Origin of the sequence: Kitasatospora sp. NPDC001527 (assembly GCF_040298605.1) — a bacterium.
Classification (GTDB): domain Bacteria; phylum Actinomycetota; class Actinomycetes; order Streptomycetales; family Streptomycetaceae; genus Kitasatospora.
Genome location: NZ_JBEPAM010000016.1, coordinates 1 through 15771 on the forward strand (window position 1 = coordinate 1; position 15771 = coordinate 15771).

The following is a 15771-nucleotide window of genomic DNA, read 5'->3' on the forward strand; positions in this document are numbered from 1 at the left end:
CCACCCTCCCCCTCGCCGACAGCGACCGCCTCATCCTCACCGGCCGCCTCTCCGTCCAGACCCAGCCCTGGCTCGCCGACCACGCCGTCTCCGGCGTGATCCTCTTCCCCGGCACCGCCTTCCTCGAACTCGCCGTCCAGGCCGCCGACCGCGTCGGCTGCGACCAGATCGACGAACTCACCCTCGAAGCACCCCTGATCCTCCCCGAACGCGGCGCCGTCGTCCTCCAGATCACCACCGAAGCCCCGCACGACAACGGCACCCGCACCATCACCATCCACTCCCGCCCCGAAACCACCGACCCCGACCACCCCTGGACCCGCCACGCCAGCGGAGTCCTCGGCCACACCACCCACCCGGACTCCCACGACCTCCGGACCGTCTGGCCGCCCGAGAACGCCACCCCGGTCGAGGTCGACGACCTCTACCAGCGCTTCGCCGACGGCGGCTTCGCCTACGGCCCCGCCTTCCAGGGCCTGCGCAAGGCCTGGATCACCGACGACACCGTCTACGCCGAGGTCCGCCTCCCCGACGACCACCACGCCACCGCCACCTCCTACGGCCTCCACCCCGCCCTGCTCGACGCCGCCCTGCACAGCATCGCGCTCGGCTCGATCCTCGACAGCGGCTCCGGCTCCGCCGACGGCGAGGGCGAAGGCCGCCTGCCGTTCTCCTGGACGGGCGTGTCCCTGCGCGCCTCCGGGGCGACGGAGCTGCGGGTGCGGATCGGTGCCGCCGGCACCGACGCCGTCGCGGTGACCGTCGCGGACGCCGCCGGCAGCCCGGTCGCCGCCATCGACGCCCTGGTGCTGCGCAGGATGTCGCCCGCGCAGCTCGGGTCCGCCCGTCCGGCCGGCGAGGAGACGCTGTTCCGGCTCGACTGGCCGTCCCTGCCGGCCCCGGCGCAGCAGCCGTCCGGCACCAGGCTGGCCCTGGTCGGCTCGGACGACCTCAAGCAGACGGAGGTCCTGGACGAACTCGGGTTCTCCCTGGAGTCCTACACCGACCTGAACGCCCTCGCCGGTGCCGTCGCCTCGGGCAGTTCGGCGCCCGTGATGGTGCTCGTCTCCTGCCCGCCCGCGCCCGAGAGCGCCGAGGCGGTGCGCAGCGCCACCCACCGCGCCCTGGCGCTGGTTCGGTCGTGGCTCGCGGACGAGCGCTTCGCGTCGTCCCGGATGGTGTTCGTCACCCGGCACGCCGCCGCCACCGCGCCCGGTGAGGGCGTGTCCGATCTCGCCGGTGCCGCCGTGTGGGGTCTGGTCCGGGCGGCGCAGTCGGAGCATCCCGACCGCTTCGTGCTGGTCGACGTCGACGAGGACGCGTCCTCCGGCCGGGCCCTGGGCGCGGCGCTGCTGTCCGGCGAGCCGCAGGTGGCGGTGCGCGGCGGCGGGCTGTCGGTGCCGCGCCTGGCGCGGGTGGCGTCCGCTCCGCAGGACGGGGCGCCGCGGTGGGACGCCGACGGCACCGTGCTGATCACCGGCACCGGCCTGCTCGGCGGCCTGCTCGCCCGGCACCTGGTCCGGCAGCGGGGCGTGCGCCGGCTGGTGCTGACCAGTCGGCGCGGCACCGAGGCCGAGGGCGTCGAGGAGCTGCGGGCCGAACTCGCCGGCCTCGGCGCCGAGGTGACCGTCGCGGCCTGCGACGCCGCCGACCGCGAGGCGCTGGCCGGGGTGATCGCCGCGATCCCGGCGGACCGTCCGCTGACCGCGGTGGTGCACACGGCGGGTGTCGTCGACGACAGCCTGGTCGACGGGCTCACGCCGGAGCGGCTGGACGCGGTGCTGCGGCCGAAGGTGGACGCCGTGTTGAACCTGCACGAGCTGACGCGTCACCTGGATCTCGCCGCCTTCGTGGTGTACTCCTCGGCGGCCGGGGTGGTGGGCAGTGCGGGCCAGGCCAACTACGCGGCGGCGAACGCCTTCCTGGACGCGTTCGCGCACAGCCGGCGCGGCCAGGGGCTGCCCGCCACCTCGCTCGCCTGGGGACCCTGGGACGAGCTCAGCACGATGACCGCCGCGCTAGACGCCGGTGACCTCGCCCGGGCGGCGCGCGCCGGTGTGGGCGGGCTGTCGTCCGAGGAGGGCCTGCGGCTGTTCGACACGGCGCTCGGCCTCGGTGACCCGCTGCTGGTGCCGATCCGGATCGACACCGGCGCGCTGCGCACCGGTGCTTCGGGTGTCGCCCTTCCCGCCGTGCTGCGCGGCCTGGTCCGCACCCCGGCCCGTCGGGCCGTGGCCGCGTCCGGGACCGCCGGCGACGGGGGCGGTACGGACGGCCCGTCCCTGGCCGGGCGCCTCGCGGCGCTGCCGGAGGCCGAGCAGCTCGCCGTGCTGGTCGACCTGGTGCGGGCCCACGTGGCCGCCGTGCTGGGGCACGCGGGTCCGCAGGCGGTGGCCGAGGACCACCAGCTGGTGGACTCCGGCTTCGACTCGCTCACCGCGGTCGAGCTGCGGAACCGGCTGAACGCCGCCACCGGGCTGCGGCTGCCCGCGACCCTGGCCTTCGACCACACCACGCCGGCCGACCTGGCGGAGCGGCTGCGCCGCGAGCTGGCCGAGGCTCCCGCCACGGCGGACCGCGCGGCACAGCCGGCGGGCTCCGCCCCGGCCGCCGGCGCGGGCGGTTCGGCGACGCTGAGCTCGCTGTACATGGGCGCCTTCCAGCGCGGCAAGTGGGGCGAGGCGTTCGACCTGCTGCGGGCGGTGGCCGCGCTGCGCCCGCAGTTCGGCTCGGCCGCCGAGCTGGACAAGCCGCCGACGCCGATCAAGCTCGCCCGGGGCGAGGCGCCGACCCAGGTGTTCTGCCTCCCCTCGTGTCTCGCCCTGGCCGGGCTGCACCAGTACGCGCGGTTCGCGTCGTCCTTCCGGGGGCTGCGCGACGTGTCGGCGCTCCCGCTGCCCGGCTTCGTGCGGGACGAGAGCCTGCCGACGACGATGGAGGCCGTCGTCCAGGCCCAGGCGGCCGCGGTCGCCGAGGCCGCGGACGGTGCGCCGTTCGTGCTGCTCGGCACGTCGGCGGGCGGCTGGTTCGCGCAGGCCGCGGCGGGCCGGCTGGAGGAGCTGGGCGTCCGTCCGGCCGGTGTCGTCCTGGTGGACACGTACGTGCCGAAGAGCAACTTCGTCAACCAGTTCGGGCTGGCCCTGATGGACGGCATGACGGAGCGCGAGGGCACCTTCGTCGCGATGGACGACGACCGGCTGACGGCGATGGGCTGGTACCTGGACATCTGCAAGGAGTGGGAGCCGCGGCCGGTGGACGCGCCCACCCTGCTCGTCCGGGCCGAGCAGCCGCTGTCCGGCGGCGCCGCCGCGGCGTCCTCGGGCGCGTGGCGCTCCTTCTGGGACCTGCCCCACGACGTCGTCGACGTCCAGGGCAACCACTTCAGCGTGATGGAGGACCACGTGGCCTCCACCGCGGCCGCCGTCGAGGCCTGGGTCTCGGCCCTGCCCCGGCAGGACGGCACCCGCTGAGCACGACCCGCCGCCGCTCCTCCGCGCGGCGGCGGGTCCCGTCACACGGTTCGCATCCGACCACTACCGGCACGACCGGTGAGACCGAAAGGGACCCCCACCACCATGGCATCGCCGACCGGCGACGACAGCCTGTGGCTGCGCCGCTTCCACCCCCAGCCCGAGGCCACGGTGCGGCTGGTCTGCTTCCCGCACGCCGGAGGCTCCGCGAGCTTCTTCTTCCCGATGTCGGAGGAGATGTCCCCGGGGGTCGAGGTGCTGGCCGTGCAGTACCCGGGGCGCCAGGACCGGCGCACCGAGCGGCCCGTCGAGAGCGTCCAGGAGCTGGCCCGGGAGATCCACGCCGTGCTGACCCGGTGGACGGACCTGCCGCTGGCGCTGTTCGGCCACAGCATGGGCGCCAGCGTCGCCTTCGAGGTGGCCCGGCTGCTGGAGCGGGAGTCCGGCGTCGTGCCGGCCGCCCTGTTCGCCTCCGGCCGCAACGCGCCTTCGCAGCACCGCAGCAACGAGATCCACCTGCTGGACGACAACGGCATCGTGGCGGAGCTGCAGCGGCTCAGCGGCACCGATTCGCGCATTCTGGGCGACCTGGAACTCTTGCGCTTCGCCCTGCCCGCGATCCGCAGCGACTACAAGGCGGCGGAGACCTACCGCTACGTGCCCGGGCCGCCGCTGCGCTGCCCGATCGTGGGGCTCGGCGGCGACAGCGACATCCGCGTCGACGTCGAGGACGTGGCGGCGTGGGGCGACCACACCTCGGGGACCTTCGACCTCCAGGTCTTCCCCGGCGGGCACTTCTACCTCAGCGACCAGAAGGCCGCCGTCGTGAACACCGTGTCGGATTTCCTCATCGCCCGTAACCCGATCACGATGCTGCCGCCGCGGGAGGTCGCCGGCGGCTGAATTCCTGTTGAACTCAACTCCCACCAGTACAGGGGTCGGTAGGGGTTGTCGCCGCCCTTCCGGCTCGGCTTTGCTGAATCCGCGTAACGGGACCCAAGGAAAGAAGAAACGCACATGCGCGTGTTGTTCGCCACCGTCTCCGAGAAATCCCACCTGTACACCATGGTCCCGTTGGCGTGGGCCTTCGCCGCGGCCGGCCACGAGGTGAGGGTCGCCAGCAACCCCTCCCTCACCGAGGCCATCAGCCGCACCGGTCTCACCGCGGTTTCGGTCGGCACGGACCACAACATCCACCAGATGTTCGCCATGCACCACGAGCAGCTGGAGAACGAGATCTCGGACTGGTCGCAGCCGTACGCGGATCAGCAGACCTGGGAGAAGGTGCTCACCAAGTACCGGATGAGCACCCAGTTCGCCTACCGGATCTACAACGACTGCATGGTCGACGACATGGTGGCGCTGGCCCGGGACTGGCAGCCGGACCTGGTCGTCTGGGACCCGCTGACCTACGCGGCGCCGGTGGCGGCCCGGGTCGTCGGCGCCGCCCACGCGCGCATGCTGTGGTGCGTCGACATCTACTCGAAGATGCGCTCGGCGTTCCTGGAGCTGATGGAGCAGCAGCCGGAGGACCAGCGCGAGGACCCGCTGGCCGCCTGGCTGACCGAGCTGCTGGCCCGCTACGGCTGTGACTTCGCCGAGGAGGTCACCACCGGCCAGTGGACCATCGACCAGATCCCGGACAGCCTCCAGCTGCCGCTGGACGTCGAGCGCGTGCCGCTGCGCTGGGTGCCGTACAACGGTCCGGCGGTGGAGCCGGCGTGGGTCCGCGAGACGCCGCAGCGCCCCCGGGTCTGCCTGACCTCCGGTGTCTCCTTCGGTGCGCTGGGCGGTTCCTTCGTGCCGATCCAGGAGATCCTGGACGCCGTCGCGGACCTCGACATCGAGCTGATCGCGGCGCTGCCCAAGGAGATCTCCGACGGCCTGGAGCGGGTGCCGGACAACGCCCGCCTGGTGGACTTCGTGCCGCTGCACACGCTGCTCCCCAGCTGTTCGGTCATCCTGCACCACGGCGGCTTCGGCTCATGGACGACCGCGCTGGTCAACGGCGTTCCGCAGTTCATGGCGCCGATCCGGTTCGCGGACTGGTGGAACAAGGCGACCGCCCTGGAGGACGCCGGCATCGGCATCCACACCCACGCCCGCGAGCTGACCGCCCAGGCTGTGCGGGAGGGCATCGAGCGGCTGCTCGGCGACCCGTCCTTCAAGGAGAACGCCGAGCGCGTGCGGGCGGAGATCCAGGCCACGCCGAGCCCGGCCGACCTGGTTCCGGTGCTGGAGAAGCTGACGGCCGAGCACCGCTCGTGAACGTCCGGGAGCTGGCCGTCGGCGGGGCGTTCGCGTTCACGCCGGCGGTCCACCCCGACGCGCGGGGGACGTTCTGCGCGAGCTACACCGAGTCCGCCTTCGTGGCGGCGGTCGGGCACCCGCTGCGGCTGGGGCAGTACCACAACAGCGTGTCGCGGCGCGGCACGGTCCGCGGGATCCACTTCGCGGACGTGCCGCCCGGGCAGGCCAAGTTCGTCACCTGCACCCGTGGTTCGCTGCTCGACGTGGTGGTGGACATCCGGGCGGGCTCGCCGACCTACGGGCAGTGGGACTCCCTGGTGCTGGACGCCGTCACCTGCCGGGCGGTGTACCTCCCCGAGGGGCTGGGACACGCGTTCATGGCCCTGGAGGACGACACCGTGGCCGCGTACCTGTGCTCGACCGAGTACAACCCGGCCGCGGAGCACGAGATCGACCCCTTCGATCCCGAGCTCGCCCTGCCCTGGCCGCAGGACATCACGCCCCTGGTGTCGGACCGGGACCGGAACGCGCCGACGCTGCGGCAGGCCCGGGAGGCCGGCGCACTGCCGGACTACGGCGCCTGTCAGGCGCGCTACGCTGCACTTCGCACGCACTGACCCGCCGAAGTACCGAGGCAAACCGACGTACTGACGCCGCGTCATCGCGACAGCTCCACCGTCCGGTTGACCCCCGCATCCGGCGGTGGAGCCGTGCCGTTCACCGGGCGGAAGTCCTCCGGCGGCCGGATCGCCGCTTCGCGCGGTCCCGGCGCGGGAACGCCCGCCTCCGGCGGCACAGGTAAGGAATCCCGGTGGAGGAAGAAAGAGAAGGCATGCCGGTGATCGAGGTCGAGAAACTCCGCAAGACCTACGGCGACCACGTCGCCGTGGACGACGTCTCCTTCGCCGTGGAGGAGGGCGAGATATTCGGCATCCTCGGCCCCAACGGCGCGGGCAAGACGACGATCGTGGAGTGCGTGGAGGGCCTGCGCAGGTACGACGGCGGCAAGGTCTCGGTCATGGGGCTCGACCCGCACCACGACAAGGAGCAGCTGCGCCAGCGCATCGGCATCCAGCTGCAGGAGAGCGAACTGCCGCCCCGGCTCAAGGTCTGGGAGGCGCTGCAGATGTACAGCACCTTCTACCGCGACCCGGCCGACTGGCGGAGCCTGATCACCGACTGGGGGCTGGAGAAGAAGCGCGACAGCCGCTTCGGCCAGCTGTCCGGAGGCCAGAAGCAGCGGCTGTCGATCGCCCTGGCGCTGGTCGGCAACCCCCGGATCGCGGTGTTCGACGAGCTGACCACCGCGCTCGACCCCCGGGCCCGGCGGGAGACCTGGGAGCTGATCGAGCGGGTCCGCGCCCAGGGCGTCACGGTGCTGCTGGTCACCCACTTCATGGAGGAGGCCGAGCGGCTCTGCGACCGGATCGCGGTCATCAGGGACGGGCAGCTGGCGGCGCTCGACACCCCGGCCGGCCTGATCGCCGCCGCCGAGTCCGAGCAGCGCCTGCGCTTCACCCCCTCCGTCCCGCTGGACGACTCCCTGCTGACCGCGCTGCCCGAGGTCACCTCGGTGACCCGGGCCAACGCCCGGGTGACGGTCACCGGCACGGAGAACCTGGTGTACGCGGTGGTCTCGGTGCTGTCCCGGCACGGGATCGTCCCCGGCGAGCTGCGCCTCGAACAGCCGACGCTGGAGGACGCCTTCGTGAAGCTCACCGGCACGGCCCCGGCCGCGAACTGACCCCCGTGACCCCGATGACCAGGAGAACAGGCATGACCGGGCGCTCCCAGCTCACCCTCGTCGAGACGAAGCTCTTCCTCCGCGACCCGACCGCGGTCTTCTTCGTGATCGCCCTGCCGATCATGCTGCTGGAGATCTTCCACATCATCACCACCAACTCGGACGACACCGCCGACCAGAAGGCCGCGATGGCGGCGTTCGTCCCGGCCATGGCGATGTCGATGTGCCTCACCATGCTGTCGCTGAACCTGCTGCCCACCACCCTGGCGACCTACCGGGAGAAGGGCATCCTGCGCCGGATGGCGGCCAGTCCCGTCCACCCCGTCAACCTGCTGCTCGCCCAGCTCGTCATCAACCTGGCGACCGCCGTGGTCGCGGCGCTGCTGGTGCTCGGCGTCGGGCGGTTCGCGTTCGACACGGCGCTGCCGGAGCAGGTGCCGGCCTTCCTGCTGACCTTCGCCCTGGGCGCCTGGGCGCTGTTCTCGGTCGGCCTGGTGGTCGCCGCGATCGCGCCGGGCAGCCGCGCGGCGACCTCGATCGGCCTGTCGCTGCTCTTCCCCAGCCTGTTCTTCGGAGGAGTGTTCCTCCCGAAGGAGCAGCTGCCCGACGCCGTCGCCAGGATCGGGGACTACACCCCGCTCGGCGCCACCCTGCAGGCGCTGCGGGACTCCTGGGAGGGGCAGTGGCCGCAGACCCTGCACCTGGCCGTCCTCGCGGCCGTCGGCGCCCTGTGCAGCGTGCTGGCGGCCAGGCTGTTCCGCTGGCAGTGAGCCGGGAACCGTCCCGGCCGCCGGGCCGCCGCCGTCCCCGACGGCGGTGAGCCCCGGCCGGGGCGGCGCCGGACCCCGCCCGGCGACAGGTGTGGCAGGTACGCAACAAATCTTGCAGCTCCACCACGACGACCCCGTACCGGTAAAGGAATCGCAGATGGAGTACACCTACCTCGGCCGCACCGCCCTCCAGGTGAGCCGGCTCTGCCTGGGCACGCTGAACCTGGGCGTCCGGGCGACCAAGGACGAGAGCTTCGAGATCATGGACCGCGCCCTGGAGCGCGGGATCAACTTCCTCGACACCGCCAACCAGTACGGCTGGCAGGTCCACAAGGGCTTCACCGAGGAACTGCTCGGCGAGTGGTTCGCCCAGGGCGGCGGACGCCGCGACCAGGTCGTGCTCGGCACCAAGGTGTTCAACCCGATGAGCGAGCGCCCCAACGACGGCGGCCTGTCCGCCCGCCACATCATCGCCTCCTGCGAGGCCTCGCTGCGCCGGATGCGGACCGACTGGATCGACCTCTTCCAGATGCACCACATCGACCGCCACGCCCCCTGGGACGAGGTCTGGCAGGCGATGGAGATGCTCACCCAACAGGGCAAGGTCCGCTACGTGGGCTCCTCCAACTTCGCCGGCTGGCACATCGCCGAGGCGCAGGAGGCCGCGTCCCGGCGCAACTTCCTCGGCATCGTCTCCGAGCAGTCCGTCTACAACCTGGTCACCCGCTACGTGGAGCTGGAGCTGATCCCGGCCGCCCAGCGCTACGGGGTGGCCGTGCTCGCCTGGTCGCCGCTGCACGGGGGCCTGCTGAGCGGCGCGCTGCGCAAGCTGGAGGAGGGCACCGCCGTCAAGACCGCGCAGGGCCGGGCGATGGAGGCGCTGGACAAGCACCGCGACGCCGTCGCCGCCTACGAGAAGCTCTGCGCCGGCCTCGGCGCCGACCCGGCCGAGGTGGGCCTGGCCTGGGTGATGTCCCGGCCCGGGATCACCGCCCCGGTCATCGGCCCGCGCAGCCTCGGCCAGCTGGAGAGCGCCCTGAACGCCATGCGGCTGGAGCTGACGGACGAGGTGCTGGCCGAGCTCGACCGGCTGTTCCCGCCGATCGGCAACGGCGGGCCCGGCCCCGAGGCGTGGGCCTGGTGAACGCCCTCGCGACCCGCGTCGCGCGCTCCGCGCACGCGGCCGACAGCTCCACGGTCACGCTGTCCGCCTTCCACGAGTGGCTCGACGGGCGCCGCCGGGCCGACGAGTCGAGAATCGAGCGCATCCCGTTCGCGGCCATGCGCGGATGGGGCTTCGACCCGCAGACCGGCAACCTCGTCCACGACAGCGGCCGGTTCTTCACCGTCGAGGGCCTGGACGTCAGCATGCCGGGCCGCCCGGTCGAGAACTGGACCCAGCCGATCCTCCGTCAGCCGGAGATCGGCATCCTCGGCATCATCGCCAAGGAGTTCGACGGCGTGCTGCACTTCCTCATGCAGGCCAAGATGGAGCCCGGCAACTGCAACGGCCTGCAGCTCTCGCCGACCGTGCAGGCCACCCGCAGCAACTACACCCGGGTCCACCGCGGCGCGGCCGTCCCCTACGTCGAGTACTTCCAGCAGCCCGGGCGGTACCGGACCCTCGCCGACGTGCGCCAGTCCGAGCAGGGCTGCTGGTTCTACCGCAAGCGCAACCGCAACATCATCATCGAGGTGGACGAGGACGTCGAGGTCCTGGACGGGTTCCACTGGCTGACCCTGCGGCAGCTGCACCAACTGCTCGCCGTCGAGGACCTGGTCAACATGGACTCGCGCAGCGTCCTCGCCTGCCTGCCCTTCCCGTTCCAGGGGTGCGAGCCGGGCGGGGCCGGCCCGCAGGCCGCCACCGTCGGCACCGACCTGCTCAGCTGGATCACCGAGGCGCGCACCCGGTACGAGCCGCACGCCGAGCGCATCCCGCTGGACAAGGTCCTCCACTGGCGGCGTTCGGGCGACCGGATATCCCACGAGAGCGGCGGCTTCTTCAGCGTCATCGCGGTGGACGTCCAAGCCGGCGGCCGCGAGGTCCGCAGCTGGTCCCAGCCCATGATCGCGCCGCACGGCACCGGGCTGTCGGCCTTCCTGACCCGCCGCGTGGAGGGCACCCTGCAGGCCCTGGTGCACGCCCGGATGGAACCGGGGTACACCGACGTCCTGGAGCTCGCGCCCACCGTCCAGTGCACGCCCGAGAACTACACCCGGCTGCCGGCCGCCGCCCGGCCGCCGCTCCTCGACCGCGTGCTCGCGGCGCCGCCCGAGCGGGTGCTGTTCGACTCGGTGCTCTCCGAGGAGGGCGGGCGCTTCTACCACGCCCGCAACCGCTACCTCGTCCTCGACGCCGGTCCCGGCCTGCGCGAGTCCGACCTCGGACCCGACTACCGGTGGATCCCCGTCCCGGAGCTCGCCGGGCTGATCCGGCACAGCCACTACCTCAACGTCGAGGCCCGCACGCTGATCGCCTGCCTCCAGGGCGTGGACGCCCCGGTGCTTCTCTAGCGGGCCCTGCCCGTCCGCCGCGCCACCGGCCCCGCAGGGCGGCGCGGCGGACGGGGCCGTCCGGTTTCCCCGGCCTTCACCGTCACGGGTCCGCCGGGCGGTAGGTTCTCCCCGGAGCCGGTGCGCGGCCGGCCGGGAACGGGGAGTCGGAATGTCGGACAGGGTGCTGGCGGGCCGGGCGGCGGTCGTCACGGGCGGCTCGCGCGGGATCGGCCGGGCCGTCGTGGAGCGGCTGGCGGCGGACGGCGCGGACGTGGTGTTCGGCTACGCGCGGGACGACGCGGCGGCCGAGGACGTGGTGCGCGCGGTGGCCGCGCACGGAGCCGGGCGGGCGCACGCGGTGCGCGCCGACCTCGGCGCCCCGGAGGGCGCGGAGTGGCTGATGGCCGCGGCCCAGGAGGAACTCGGCGGGCTGGACATCCTCGTCAACAACGCGGCGCGCAGCTTCACCCCCGCCCCGCTCGCCGAGACCGACCCGGCGGACTTCGACGCGGTGCTCGCCGTCAACACCCGCGCGGTGTTCCTGACGCTGCGGTACGCGGCGCAGCACATGCGCGACGGCGGGCGGATCGTCAACGTCTCCTCCCTCAACACCCGCCGCGCCGTACCCGGCATCACGCCGTACCTGGCCAGCAAGGGCGCGCTGGAGCAGCTGACGCAGGCCGCGGCGCTGGAGCTCGGACCGCGCGGGATCACCTGCAACACCGTCTCGCCCGGGCCGGTGGAGACCGACCTGCTGCGCTCGCTCAACCCCCCGCAGGCGCTGGAGGTGGTGGCCGGGATGACGCCGCTGCGGCGGCTCGGGCAGCCGGCCGACGTCGCGGACGTGATCGCGTTCCTGGTCGGCCCGGACGGGCGGTGGGTGTCCGGGCAGAACCTCGGTGCGACGGGCGGCCTGCGCTGACGGCGGCACGACCGGGCGGCGCCGTGGGCTCAGGGGGGGGGCAGGGTCACGCACTGCCACCCAATCCGTACCATTTCGATACCGAAGCCCGGATGAGCTGGGAAGATGCTCGCCGGGTCGGCGGGGCCCCGGTAGCATCCGGCCCAGGCCACCCGGACCGGCGCAGGCGGCACAGCACCGCCGTGCCGGTCCGCCGGGCGGCTGACTCCCGCGGGTCCGCCCGGGGGCGGCCTCCGGGGCGACGCTCCGGAGGCGTCGCCCGGCGGTGCCCGTGTACAGGGCACGCGCGCCAGGGCAGTCGCGCGGAACGGCGAAGGGCAGCGTCTTGGCGGACAGACTCACCGGTGGCGACTCCTCACTCCTGCGGCGGATCAACGCGGCGGTGACCCTGCGGGCGCTGCGCGAGGGCCACGCGGTGACGCTGACCCAGCTGGTCGGCGACACCGGGCTCTCCCGCCCGACGGTCGAGGGCGTGATCGAGGGGCTGGTGGAGACCGGCCTGGTCGCCGAGGTCGAGCAGCCGCAGCCGGGCGGTCAGCCCGGCGCCGGGCGGCGCGGACGGCCGGCCCGGTGGTTCCGGTTCCGGGCCGAGGCCGGGCACATCCTCGGCATCGAGATCGGCGTGCACGACATCCGGATCATCCTCGCGGACCTCGCCGGCGAGGTGGTGGGCACCCACTTCCGGCCGGTCGAGGAGAGCCTGGACGCGGAGGAACGCCTCACCGCGGTGCGCTCGGTGGTCGCGGAGGTGCTGCGCAAGGCGGGCGTCTCCCGGGACAACCTGTGGGCGGTGGGCGTCGGCACGCCGGGCATCGTCGACCGGGACGGCACCGTGCAGCTGGGCACCGCGATGCCCGGGTGGACGGGCCTGGACCTCGGGGCCCGGCTGCGGCGCTCGTTCCGCTGCCCGGTGATGATCGAGAACGACGCCAACCTCGCCGCGATCGCCGAGCACTGGCAGGGCGCGGCGGTCGGCGCCGACGACGTCGTGTTCGTCATGGCGGGTCTGAGCCCGGGCGCCGGCTCGCTCATCAACGGTCGGCTGCACCGCGGCTTCGGCGGCGCGGCCGGCGAGATCGGCGCCCTGCACCTGCTCGGTCAGGAGGTGACGCCGGAGCGCCTGCTCTCCACCACCGGCAAGCCGCTCAACCCGCTGGACGAGGCGGCGGTGGCACGGGTGCTGAGGCTCGCCCGCGAGGGCGACGAGGTGGCGAAGGTCGCGACCGACCGCTTCCTGACCCGCCTGGTGCAGAGCGTCGCCGCCCTCGTCCTGGCCATCGACCCGCAGCTCGTCGTGATCGGCGGCTGGGCCGCCGGCCTCGACGGCGTCCTCGACCCGCTGCGCGAACGCCTCGCCCAGTTCACCCTGCGCGCCCCCGAGGTGGCCCTGGCCGCCCTCGGCTCCGAGGTCGTCGCCATGGGCGCCCTGCGCGTCGCCCTCGACCAGGTCGAGGAGCAGCTCTTCGCCGTCAACCCCCCGACGGCCTGAGCGGCCGCGGGGCCGCTTCCGGCTTCGGGACCGCCAGTTGCTCCACTGTCAGCGGGGCCGGCCCGCCGCCCACGCGGCGGTCGGCGCGATGCCGAGGCCGAGCGCGAACATCGACAGGATCAGCAGCTGCGCGAGGCGGCGCCCGGCAGGGCCGCCGCCGCCGATCCTTCCGTACCAGTGCGCGTTCACGTGCGCGCTCACGGCCCCACCCCGGGATCGCCGGACACTTGGCTTGCACGAACGGGTCGTTCCCGGACCGGTCCCGCGCCTGGGCCGTGGCGCCTCGCGCGGACGGGTCGTACAGAGATCGCCCGCAACCTACCGGCCCGTGCGGCAGCCGCCCAGGGGCTACCCCGAACGGTTGCCCTCGTTCAGGAACCCGCGATCGGGCCCCGCTCGTCCGCACGCCCCCCGCGACGGAAACGGCCCAGGCCCGGGCGCCTGGTGGGGCGCTCGGGCCTGGGCCTGAGGGTTTTCGGGAGTGGTTCAGGAGGCGGCGGCACCCACGGGGGTGGCGGCGCCGACGGGGGTGACCTCGACGAGGCCGGTCTCACCGAAGGTCAGCTTGCAGGTGTCCGCGCGGTAGGTGGAGACGGCGAGCGCGACCAGCCGGCCGGCCGCGGCGTACTGCGTGGTCATCACCAGCACCGGCGAGCCGGGCGGGCGCTCCAGCAGCGCGGCCTGCTCGGCCTCGGCGACGCCCAGCTCGACCGAGCGGGACTCGCCGTCGACCTCCAGGCGCTCCAGCTGGCGCAGCACCGAGCGGGCGCGGTCGCTCTCGGCGCGGAACCCGGGCAGGTGCGGCAGCGCGGCGGCGGGCACGTGCAGCGACTCGGTGGCCATGATCCGCCCCTGCACGAGGCGCACCCGGCGGACGGTGTGCACGGGGGCACCCTCGGCGACCCCGAGCGCCTCCGCCAGCCGACGGGCGGCCGGAGCGGTGGTGCAGTCGACGGTGCGCCACGCCTGGCTGCGGACGGCACCGGGCCAGCCCTCCTCCTGCCGGTTCACCGGAACGCCGACCCTGGGCGCGGCGATCAGGGTGCCGATGCCGCGCCGGCGGACCAGCCGGCCCTCCAGCTCCAGCTGGTCGAGCGCCTGGCGCAGGGTGGCCCGGGCGACGCCGAAGCGGGCGGCGAGCTCGCGCTCGTTCGGCAGGACCTGGCCGATGGAGAACTCCGTGTCGATGGCGCGGAGCAACACCGTGCGCAGGTGCCAGTACTTCGGTTCCGGTACCGCCGTGAGCTGTCCTGTCGTTCCCACCGTGTCCTCCACCCTGGTTTCTTCCGCCCTGCTGAAAGAGGGCGGATCCGCCCCGCTGTCCGCTGTTGCGGCAGGTGGGAGAGCGGGCTTTTTCCGTCCTTCTTTATTAAAGGTCCTTGCAGTAAGTGACCCTAGGGGCTGGATCGGGAGATGGTCAAGACCAATGGCGCGCCCCGGCGGGACTGCCGCACAGTTTCATGGTGCGTTCACGTCAGCTCCGCAAGCGGACGCGTCGCGGCACGCCCCCGCACGTGGCAGTGGGTAGGCTGCCCGGGTGATCGTGGTGACGAGTGTGAACGTGAACGGAATCCGGGCGGCGGCCAAGAAGGGATTCATCGAGTGGCTGGCCGCCACCGAGGCGGACGTGGTCTGCCTGCAGGAGGTGCGCTCCGAGCCCGAGCAGCTCCCCGTCGAGCTGCGTGACCTGGACGGCTGGCACACGGTGTGGGCCCCGGCCGCCACCAAGGGCCGTGCCGGCGTCGCCATCCTCTCCCGGACGGAACCGAGCCGCACGGTCGTCGGCTTCGAGTCGGCGGAATTCGACAAATCAGGCAGGTACGTCGAAATCGACCTTCCGGGCCTGACCGTGGCCAGCCTCTACCTCCCCTCCGGCGAGGTCGGCACCGAACGCCAGGACGAGAAGGAACGCTTCATGGCGGAATTCCTCGTCCACCTCGGCAAGCTCCGCACCCGCGCCGCCGCCGACGGCCGCGAGGTCGTGGTCTGCGGCGACTGGAACATCGCCCACCGCCCCGAGGACCTCAAGAACTGGAAGGCCAACCAGAAGTCCGCCGGCTTCCTCCCCGAGGAACGCGCCTGGCTCTCCCGCGTCTACGACGAGGCCGGCTACGTCGACGTCGTCCGCCACCTCCACCCCGACCGCACCGGCCCCTACTCCTGGTGGTCCTACCGAGGCCGCGCCTTCGACAACGACTCCGGCTGGCGCATCGACCTCCAGGTAGCCACCCCCACCCTCGCCGCCAAGGCCATCGAAGCCCACACCGAACGCGCCGCCACCCACGCGGAGCGCTGGTCCGACCACGCGCCGGTGACCGCCGTCTACGACCTGGAGCACTGACCGAATGCCAGGAAGCCGGGCTGCCGCTCGCATCCGTCGGCAGCCCGGCCATCAGCGCGATACGGCCCCGGGCTCCACGGACATCCGGCTCGGCGCCGACCGTCAGAGCACTTGGCCGGCCTGTTGCAGGCGACGCACTCGACGGCGCTTCCACGGCGTGATCTCCGCCGAGACGTCCAGGGTCCTCGAAGGAGCCGACGATCTCCCACTCCTTCGAGACCGCGTGCCGGGTCGCCGACTCCGCCTGCACCAGGTGCGAGACCTTGCCCTCGCCCCCGTGCGTGTC

13 protein-coding genes are annotated in these 15771 nt (G+C 73.2%); 11 read left to right on the plus strand and 2 right to left on the minus strand.

The features are described from left to right. The 10 genes from ABT238_RS17510 to ABT238_RS17555 all read left to right on the plus strand — a co-directional run. A partial coding sequence (locus ABT238_RS17510) for a type I polyketide synthase (protein WP_350763185.1) occupies positions 1 to 3470 on the plus strand: 3470 nt, incomplete at its 5' end. Between the two features lie 105 nt (positions 3471 to 3575). Continuing rightward, positions 3576 to 4373, plus strand: a complete 798-nt coding sequence (locus tag ABT238_RS17515) for a thioesterase II family protein (protein ID WP_350571406.1) — start codon at positions 3576 to 3578, stop codon at positions 4371 to 4373. A 114-nt stretch (positions 4374 to 4487) separates the two neighbouring features. Next, on the plus strand, positions 4488 to 5738 hold the full coding sequence (locus ABT238_RS17520; protein WP_350763199.1) for an activator-dependent family glycosyltransferase: 1251 nt from the start codon (positions 4488 to 4490) through the stop codon (positions 5736 to 5738). Then, on the plus strand, positions 5735 to 6337 hold the full coding sequence (locus ABT238_RS17525) for a dTDP-4-dehydrorhamnose 3,5-epimerase family protein (protein WP_350571403.1): 603 nt from the start codon (positions 5735 to 5737) through the stop codon (positions 6335 to 6337). The genes ABT238_RS17520 and ABT238_RS17525 overlap by 4 nt, the downstream gene beginning before the upstream one ends. Positions 6338 to 6552: 215 nt before the next feature. After that, positions 6553 to 7464, plus strand: coding sequence for an ABC transporter ATP-binding protein (locus tag ABT238_RS17530; protein WP_350763218.1), 912 nt, complete (start codon positions 6553 to 6555; stop codon positions 7462 to 7464). Positions 7465 to 7496: 32 nt separating this feature from the next. Further along, positions 7497 to 8234 (plus strand): ABC transporter permease, encoded by a 738-nt coding sequence (locus ABT238_RS17535; RefSeq protein WP_350571401.1) that lies wholly within the window; start codon positions 7497 to 7499, stop codon positions 8232 to 8234. A gap of 157 nt (positions 8235 to 8391) precedes the next feature. Further along, positions 8392 to 9378 (plus strand): aldo/keto reductase, encoded by a 987-nt coding sequence (locus tag ABT238_RS17540; RefSeq protein WP_350571399.1) that lies wholly within the window; start codon positions 8392 to 8394, stop codon positions 9376 to 9378. Next, entirely contained in the window at positions 9372 to 10751 is a 1380-nt protein-coding gene (locus tag ABT238_RS17545; RefSeq protein WP_502891440.1) for an NDP-hexose 2,3-dehydratase family protein, read from the plus strand. The genes ABT238_RS17540 and ABT238_RS17545 overlap by 7 nt, the downstream gene beginning before the upstream one ends. Before the next feature lie 151 nt (positions 10752 to 10902). Next, positions 10903 to 11655 (plus strand): SDR family oxidoreductase, encoded by a 753-nt coding sequence (locus tag ABT238_RS17550; RefSeq protein ID WP_350571397.1) that lies wholly within the window; start codon positions 10903 to 10905, stop codon positions 11653 to 11655. A 325-nt stretch (positions 11656 to 11980) separates the two neighbouring features. Next, entirely contained in the window at positions 11981 to 13144 is a 1164-nt protein-coding gene (locus tag ABT238_RS17555; protein WP_350571396.1) for an ROK family protein, read from the plus strand. Between the two features lie 48 nt (positions 13145 to 13192). On the opposite strand, the gene ABT238_RS17560 is transcribed toward ABT238_RS17555, so the two are convergent. Together ABT238_RS17560 and ABT238_RS17565 are read right to left on the minus strand one after the other, a co-directional pair. Continuing rightward, positions 13193 to 13345: a hypothetical protein gene (locus ABT238_RS17560; RefSeq protein WP_350763253.1), complete on the minus strand. Its 153-nt coding sequence runs from the start codon at positions 13343 to 13345 to the stop codon at positions 13193 to 13195. 285 nt (positions 13346 to 13630) lie between these two features. Beyond that, positions 13631 to 14407 carry a GntR family transcriptional regulator gene (locus ABT238_RS17565; protein ID WP_350571392.1) on the minus strand — a complete coding sequence of 259 codons (777 nt, stop codon included), beginning with the start codon at positions 14405 to 14407 and terminating at the stop codon, positions 13631 to 13633. A 274-nt stretch (positions 14408 to 14681) separates the two neighbouring features. Here ABT238_RS17565 and ABT238_RS17570 point away from each other — a divergent pair, with 274 nt between their 5' ends. Then, a complete protein-coding gene (locus ABT238_RS17570) occupies positions 14682 to 15485 on the plus strand; it encodes an exodeoxyribonuclease III (protein ID WP_350571391.1) in 804 nt (267 codons plus the stop codon). The last annotated feature ends 286 nt before the right edge of the window (positions 15486 to 15771 follow it).

Excerpts from the sequence above, each read along its gene's own strand:
- ABT238_RS17515 (WP_350571406.1), top strand. The coding sequence starts at position 3,576 with ATGGCATCGCCGACCGGCGACGACAGCCTGTGGCTGCGCCGCTTCCAC.
- ABT238_RS17520 (WP_350763199.1), top strand. The coding sequence starts at position 4,488 with ATGCGCGTGTTGTTCGCCACCGTCTCCGAGAAATCCCACCTGTACACC.
- ABT238_RS17530 (WP_350763218.1), top strand. The coding sequence starts at position 6,553 with ATGCCGGTGATCGAGGTCGAGAAACTCCGCAAGACCTACGGCGACCAC.
- ABT238_RS17535 (WP_350571401.1), top strand. The coding sequence starts at position 7,497 with ATGACCGGGCGCTCCCAGCTCACCCTCGTCGAGACGAAGCTCTTCCTC.
- ABT238_RS17540 (WP_350571399.1), top strand. The coding sequence starts at position 8,392 with ATGGAGTACACCTACCTCGGCCGCACCGCCCTCCAGGTGAGCCGGCTC.
- ABT238_RS17550 (WP_350571397.1), top strand. The coding sequence starts at position 10,903 with ATGTCGGACAGGGTGCTGGCGGGCCGGGCGGCGGTCGTCACGGGCGGC.